2 pseudogenes are annotated in these 246 nt (G+C 37.0%); one reads left to right on the top strand and one right to left on the bottom strand.

The features are described from left to right. Positions 1-125, top strand: a pseudogene (locus IDG63_RS14845) (hypothetical protein); the annotation flags it as partial. On the opposite strand, the pseudogene IDG63_RS14535 reads toward IDG63_RS14845, so the two are convergent. After that, positions 119-246: pseudogene (locus tag IDG63_RS14535) on the bottom strand (peptide chain release factor N(5)-glutamine methyltransferase); the annotation flags it as partial. The pseudogenes IDG63_RS14845 and IDG63_RS14535 overlap by 7 nt on opposite strands.

Here is a 246-nt window from a genome sequence, read left to right on the forward strand (position 1 = left end):
TTGGAAAAGCTTGGCAATCTGTTAAATCGACAACAGGAAGTATTTACAATCAAACTAAGCAAAAGTATTCAGATGCTTCAGATAAAGCTTGGGCGCATTCAAAATCTATTTGGAGAGGCACATCAAACGTTCTACCATAAAATGAGGCAAAGCCAACTATATACTGTATAGGCTCTCCTAATAACATACGTTGTAATGCTAAGTCGAACTTCATAATCATCGCTTTCGGCATATCATCATGCATGT

The organism is Staphylococcus sp. EG-SA-14, assembly GCF_017151935.1.
Lineage (GTDB): Bacteria > Bacillota > Bacilli > Staphylococcales > Staphylococcaceae > Staphylococcus > Staphylococcus aureus.